Genomic DNA, 6,571 nt, shown 5'->3' with positions numbered 1-6,571 from the left:
CATGAGTCGTACGGACACTAAAGGAAATATAGAGTTCGGAAACGACTACTTTTTTGAGATTTCAGGCTATAACGCAAGCGATTTAATTGGGAGGTCACACAACCTCATTCGTCACCCGGACATGCCGAAGGTGATCTTTAAGCTTATGTGGGACCGGTTGCAGCAGGGTCAAAATATTTTTGCGGTCGTCAAGAACATGGCGAAAGACGGGCGTTATTACTGGGTGACGACGAAGTTCGAGATTAAAAAAGATTCGTTGACGAACACGATTAAAAGCTACATGGCCTACCGCCAGTCGGCCAAACCGCAAACGGTCGACACCATTAGCAAGCTTTACTCAGAGCTTTTGGGTGTTGAGAAAACAGGCGGTCTCGAAGCCTCCGAAAAGTACCTTGCAGGTTATTTGGATTCGCAGCGCATGACCTACGATGAGTACATCGACAAGGTCATCGGCAACAACGGAGCATTCAAGATCTTCTTCTCGGCGATGGCCAAGATGTTCGGCGGCAAATAAGCCCCATATCGCCATTTGCGCAGACAAGCTTCTGCGCACCAAATAAAATCAATCCCTCTTTATTTTGGCCTCTCAAGCGGAGACTAGTGAGCGGCTGCCGCTTCCTGCTCTGCGATCTTTTTACGGACCATCTCCATGTCGAGCGCCTGCGCCTTTTCGACGATCTCCGCCAACCTCTCCTGGAACAGGACCCCTTCCTGCACAAGCACAACGATCTCCTCTTTCATGACAATAGTCGTAGGAATGGAACGGATCTGAAACTCTGAGGCTATTGACGGTTCATTATCGGTGTTGACTTTCGCAAATGTAACGCCGGGGGTGTTCTCCGCCACTCTTTCGAATATGGGTCCGTACTGCTTGCAGGGTGCGCACCACTGAGCCCAAAAATCCATAATAACAATTTCGTTCTCGGCAATCGTCTTCTCAAAGTTCTCTTCTGTCAATGCCATCAATGCCATGTTTTATCCTTGTGTGTTTAAGGGTTCAATGCATATTGGGTTCGAGGCGGGGTTGAGGAGAGGGAGAGGCTTCTACCTAGGGTGTGGATAAAAGTTGAGATTCAACCCCTAGGGCGGACTTCATGTTGAACCAAGAGAAAATAGCTATACTTCTTCGAATTTACTAGGATATTTCATGCAAACATCAGTTCTATTATCTATAAAACCTAAATATGTTGACGCTATAGTGAAGGGTGAAAAGAAATATGAATTTCGAAAGAAAATTTTTAAATCCAATAATGTAAAAAAAATATATATTTATTCTTCATCACCAGTACAAAAGATTATTGGCTATTTTGAACTAAACAATGTGTTTACAGCTCATCCAAAAGACATATGGGAAAAGTGCTCAAAATATGGTGGTATAGATGAAACTAACTTTTTTCAATATTATGAAGGAAGAGACCAAGGCTATTCTCTTTTTATAGAAAACCTAGTACTTTTTGATGAAGCTATATGCCCGTATAGTCGTTTTGAAGCTTTTATTCCTCCACAATCATACATATATTTTGATTCATTCCTAAAAAAACTTCTGTAATATATAAAAGTCAAAATTATGCTATCATCTGTGAATTATTGTTTAATGGCAGCGTATGCGGATACTTATAGATACAAATATTATCATTCCACTAGAAGACTCAACACAAGTACTAGACGAAAGTTTGAGTCAGTTAATTAGATTAACCTCCGAATACAACCACCAAGTTTTAATACATCCATTGTCAGCAGAGGATATTGGACGAGACAAAGTAGAATCAAGAAAAAAAAGTATATTGTCACGCTTTGAAAAATATCCATACTTAGAAGAACCTCCATTATTTTCTGAAAAAGAGGTGCTTGACTTTAATATTGAGATTCGAAAAGATAATGATCGAATTGATAATGCTATGTTATCAGCAGTGTACATGAGTGCAGTTCATTGGCTTGTGACAGAAGATCGAGGAATTCACAAGAAAGCCCAGCAAATGGGTATTAGAAATAAAGTTTTTTATATACAGCAAGTGGTCGATGCACTGAAGCACTTACATCCGGAAAAGCATGAAATAAGATTACCGAATTTAGAGATCTCACCACTTCATAGATTAGATATTGAAGACGTTTTTTTTGATTCACTTCGCGAAGATTATATTGGGTTTAATGAGTGGTTTGATGAAAAGAGTAGAGAAGGAAGAAAAGCACAAATTGCAACAAATGATACTGGTGAGTTAAGTGCTATATTGATTTACAAAGAAGAAGATGGAGAAATTATTACAAGTGATCAAAGAGGATTAGGTGCCAAAAGTTTAAAACTGTCAACTTTTAAAGTTAGTGAAAAGGTGCGTGGACAAAAGATTGGAGAATTATTTCTAAAAAGTGCTTTTGAATATGCAAGGAAGAATAATTGTAAGTATGTATATTTAACGGTACATCCTGAAAAACATGAATTTCTACAAGATTTATGTAAAGATTTTGGCTTTAATGAATTTGGAAAGGACATAAAAAGTCATAGAGATTTGATTTTAGTTAAACAAGTTGGCTATGGTATATTTGACTTAGACATTAGTGCGTTTGAATTTCACCGTCTTTATTCTCCTTCATTTATATGTGATAATGTTTCAAAGTATATTATCCCTATTAAGCCACAATATCATGAAGTTCTTTTCCCAGATAAGCAAAGACAAGCTTCATTGTTTTCTGTAAATAAAGCAGCTGGAAATACTATTAAAAAAGCTTACTTGTCTCATTCGAATTTATCACATATGAATTCAGGTGACTTAGTGCTTTTTTATCGATCTCATGATCTTCAAAGTGTTACGACATTAGCAATAGTTGAGAAATTTTTTATTTCAGATGATTCAGACTTAATTGCAGGGGAAGTTGCAAAACGAACAGTTTATTCATTCCGAGACATTGATGAGATGAGCGTGAAGCCTACAAAAGTTATATTATTTAGACAAGTATTTCACTTAAATGATGGAATTTCATTAAAGTGGCTTTTAGAGAATGGCATTGTTAATGGTAATATTCAGTCGATTACGAGAATAGAAGATCAAAAATTCCGAAGAATTCTAATGAAAGGTACAAATGAAACTTGCGTTGATGTCCATTAACCCCGAGTTCGCCTTCAAAATTCTTTTTGAGCAAAAAAAATTTGAATATCGCAAAGTACATTTATCTGAGGATGTCTCCCATATAGTCATTTATGCGACTGCCCCTATAAAAAAAATAATTGGAATAGCATCTGTTAAACAAGTACTTCGTGGTTCTCCACACAATGTATGGGAAACTACGAAGAAAGAGGGAGGAGTAGTACGGCGGTTCTATAGAGAATACTTTAAGGGAAAAAAATATGCATTTGCTATTGAGCTAGATGAGGTAGTGCCTTTTAATGACTGGATTAATCCGAATGAGCTCTTCCATGGTTTTGTCGCTCCACAGTCTTTTAAATATGTTTCAGACAGTTACTTAGGAAAATTATTAGAATATGGTAAAAAAAAGAAAGTTATATTTGTTGGTGGTATGCATGGTGTTGGTAAAAGTACCATGTGTGATAAATTAAAGATAGATATTGGTGTTGACGTATTAACAGCTAGCAAGTTAATTAAAAATACCAAAAGTGAAATAGAGACAAAAAATAAAATTGTTAAAAGCATAAAAGATAATCAAATAATATTACTACAACAGTTAAAAAGTTATACGAAAAAAAGCTCTTTTTTACTGGATGGACATTTTACTTTATTGAATAAGAAAAAAGAAATCGAAAAAATATCTATCAACGTTTTTCGTCAAATGAATCTAAGTACAGTGATCTTAATAAATGAAAAAAAAGAAACTATTATGGAAAGATTGCAGAAGAGAGATAGTAAAACATATAATATTGACTTGATTGAGTTAATGAGAAAAGAAGAAATAGAACATGCTAAAAATGTGGCGAATGAACTTCAGATTCCTTTATATGTACTAGAAAGTCACGAATATTTAAAATTAAAAACTATAGTTTCAGCCGCTATTGGCTGAAGTATAGGGGCCAGGTTACCAATATTAATTTTTATCTCTACTCTTGGTAATCGCTTACCAACTACAAACCCTGTTTTTCCCCAGTTTTTTAGCAAGATAGAGCGCTTTACCGGCTTGTTCGAAGAAGCAGATTACTTTGCCGGTTTTGGAAAAGTACGTGGTGAGGACTGCACTTTGTTAAGACTCTTGCGATTTAAAATTACTATAGAGCTCTTTGACCCAGCCTATAGTGTGGTGCAAGCCTCTGTCGGGGCTGATGCCTACAGACTCACTTAGTGCTTTTAATGCAAGCTTTTCAAATGTGTCAATGTTAAAACTCTTCAAACGAATCAGCGCTTCAATGTCCGCAATGTCCGAGTCGCTGTATCTGACCAATTTTGTAATGACCAGATCAATGGGGTGCAGAACATAGAGCTTTATATTGTTGTCGATATCTTTCCAGTGGTAGGCCCTCTCTTGATATCCCTCATCCAGCAAACCGAACGTTGGATTGTACTGATAATCGAAACTCAAAGCTTTTAACTCACCCTCTTTATTTGTCCAGACGGCTTCCAAGTCAGCCGGAATAGCAGGACGATAAGGTTCCATAATAGCGTCTACATCGTCCGAGACCCTTGCATTGACATAGAAGTGAACCGCAGCACCGCCGGCGAGGTAGATCGCCGCCACTTTTCCTGGATAGTGCTCGTTGTTATGTTCACTGATGATCTTAAAGATCTCAAGAACAGCAGCGGCGTAGTTTGCTTGCATTAATAACTTCCTGTCGCGACAAACTGGTTGTAACGGGCGGTATCGATGCTTCCTAGTACCCCATATTTGTCTGCTTTTAGATCAGTCGTCGGTCTTTTGGAATTTGCAAATAATGTTGTCGGATTCGGCTGAAATCCGAGTTTTGGTTTTGTTCCGCTTGCATGGCTGTATAAATAGAGCGCGCGTTGGCGTACTGTCTGCGGTTGTGTAGCGTCCATAGCAAGATCCTTTAGTGGCTTTTTGTGGCGTAACAGACGCAGACGGTAAAACAGGTACTCTTCAAACTCGCGAGGGTCATTAAAAAAATGACCGTTGTCACACAGTTTTACTATAGCGGTCTTGTCGTCGTCAGCTAACAGCCGCTCATATGTAAGGTTCGGTTTCCCACCCTCTTTGACGTATAGCCTATACAGATGCTTTAGATGACTAACGCCGATACGCATGTCCGCCATGTATTTAACAACTTTAGAGAGCGGTGCTTTTGTAAAAAGGGCATAAAGCAATTTACTGTTCGTAAATTCTTGATCGTCTCTAAACAATTTCACAAGATCTGCTGTTGTGTATTTGTCGCCTGATCGGTTGGCATTAAGCAGTGTCAGCAGGCTTTTAGTGTTTGCAGGCAGGTCAAGAGGCTTGATGTCGGGTTCGGTAAGGTCATTTTCAAGATCGTAAGAGACTTGCATCTCAAGAAGCTTTTGCGGACTTACGTCGAAAAGTTTCCCCAGCTTTTTCGCGGTTGAAACAGTTAACCCGCGTTTGTGCTGATAAAGTTCGCTGATCGTCTTTTTACCCAAAACCAAGTGCTTGCAAAGCATGTCTTGTGTCAACCCCGCAGGCTCTATGTAGTGCTTGCGAAGAAAGTCCATCGGATGCTGTACCATTATAAAACCTTTCTATTTATTTATCTATATTCAATAATTATATCATATTATGATAAATATATTGTATATCTACTTATCCGAGGTCCTAAAATAGTTATTTTTGCAATGATTGCAAAATGGACTCCGTTGGTGGCCTTCTAGACATTGCTTATGGTTCAACATCTGAAAATTACAAGTAGTTGTTGTTTTTCTAACGAAACTCATATGAGCAATCGTGCAATATTGAACGGGCATCGCGGTCAGCTTGTCAAAAGAGATATGTTTATTGTTCCGACGTTGGAACACGAAAGATTGAAGTCATGAAACAGAGTTTTTATGGACAGGGACAACCTTTGGAATGTAATTTTGTTTACGTTAAAGTTACCGAAGAAAGGAGATCGCTTGTTTTCGAAAAAGACTAGGGGTCAGGTTACCAATATTAATTTTTATTTCTACTCACACTAACATATTACCAACTATAGACCCTGTTCTTTCTCAGTTCTTTTGCAAGACAAAGTGCTTCGCCAGCTTGTTTGAAGAGGCAAGCCGACGTCTGTTATGGCGGTCAGTTCAGCAGGGTGACAACTCCTGTGTGCACATCGTACAGCCCGCCAACGATTTTGATCTCACCTGCTTTTTCCATCGCTGCATTGACGGGGCGAACCATGTGCTCGATGGTGCGGAGATCTTTTTTGTCGATGAGGTCGAAACGTGGCTCGAAGAGGATTCGAGAGAGTAAGAGACACGTTGCGTTTAGCGGTGCCAATACAAAAAATTAGGAAGAGAAAAGGGGGTAAGGGGGGGGTAAAGTGACATCTTCCTAAAATGGTCACTATTTGAACAATTTAGGCGAATTCTGGTGATTACTTAAGCAAAATATATTATAATTTTATTTTCAGTTATAAATAAGGTTAGATTATAGGAGGCTTCAATGCTTGAGTGGAAGAACTGTT

7 protein-coding genes are annotated in these 6,571 nt (G+C 38.4%); 4 read left to right on the top strand and 3 right to left on the bottom strand.

Translation table 11 applies throughout. The features are described from left to right. On the top strand, positions 1-514 hold a 514-nt coding region (locus tag ABYK33_RS12700; protein ID WP_373033636.1), incomplete at its 5' end, for a PAS domain-containing protein. A gap of 83 nt (positions 515-597) precedes the next feature. Here ABYK33_RS12700 and trxA read toward each other — a convergent pair. Further along, entirely contained in the window at positions 598-972 is a 375-nt protein-coding gene (gene trxA / locus ABYK33_RS12695; protein ID WP_373033635.1) for a thioredoxin, read from the bottom strand. A gap of 175 nt (positions 973-1,147) precedes the next feature. Between trxA and ABYK33_RS12690 the strand changes: the two genes are divergently transcribed. Genes ABYK33_RS12690 through ABYK33_RS12680 form a run of 3 tightly spaced genes read left to right on the top strand, consistent with a single transcriptional unit; the run spans position 1,148 to position 4,008 of the window. Further along, positions 1,148-1,549 (top strand): ASCH domain-containing protein, encoded by a 402-nt coding sequence (locus ABYK33_RS12690; RefSeq protein ID WP_373033633.1) that lies wholly within the window; start codon positions 1,148-1,150, stop codon positions 1,547-1,549. A gap of 55 nt (positions 1,550-1,604) precedes the next feature. Continuing rightward, on the top strand, positions 1,605-3,101 hold the full coding sequence (locus ABYK33_RS12685) for a GNAT family N-acetyltransferase (RefSeq protein ID WP_373033632.1): 1,497 nt from the start codon (positions 1,605-1,607) through the stop codon (positions 3,099-3,101). Beyond that, complete coding sequence (locus tag ABYK33_RS12680) at positions 3,076-4,008, top strand: AAA family ATPase (RefSeq protein WP_373033631.1); 933 nt, start codon at positions 3,076-3,078, stop codon at positions 4,006-4,008. The genes ABYK33_RS12685 and ABYK33_RS12680 overlap by 26 nt, the downstream gene beginning before the upstream one ends. Before the next feature lie 177 nt (positions 4,009-4,185). On the opposite strand, the gene ABYK33_RS12675 is transcribed toward ABYK33_RS12680, so the two are convergent. Both ABYK33_RS12675 and ABYK33_RS12670 read right to left on the bottom strand, forming a co-directional pair. Continuing rightward, complete coding sequence (locus tag ABYK33_RS12675; protein ID WP_373033630.1) at positions 4,186-4,758, bottom strand: DUF6036 family nucleotidyltransferase; 573 nt, start codon at positions 4,756-4,758, stop codon at positions 4,186-4,188. Continuing rightward, positions 4,758-5,639 carry a HigA family addiction module antitoxin gene (locus ABYK33_RS12670; RefSeq protein ID WP_373033629.1) on the bottom strand — a complete coding sequence of 294 codons (882 nt, stop codon included), beginning with the start codon at positions 5,637-5,639 and terminating at the stop codon, positions 4,758-4,760. The genes ABYK33_RS12675 and ABYK33_RS12670 overlap by 1 nt, the downstream gene beginning before the upstream one ends. Positions 5,640-6,571 lie beyond the last annotated feature (932 nt).

It is taken from the genome of Sulfurovum sp., assembly GCF_041562805.1.
Lineage (GTDB): Bacteria > Campylobacterota > Campylobacteria > Campylobacterales > Sulfurovaceae > Sulfurovum.
Note: the sequence above shows the minus strand (reverse complement) of the source record. Positions and strands in the feature narration are given on the sequence as shown.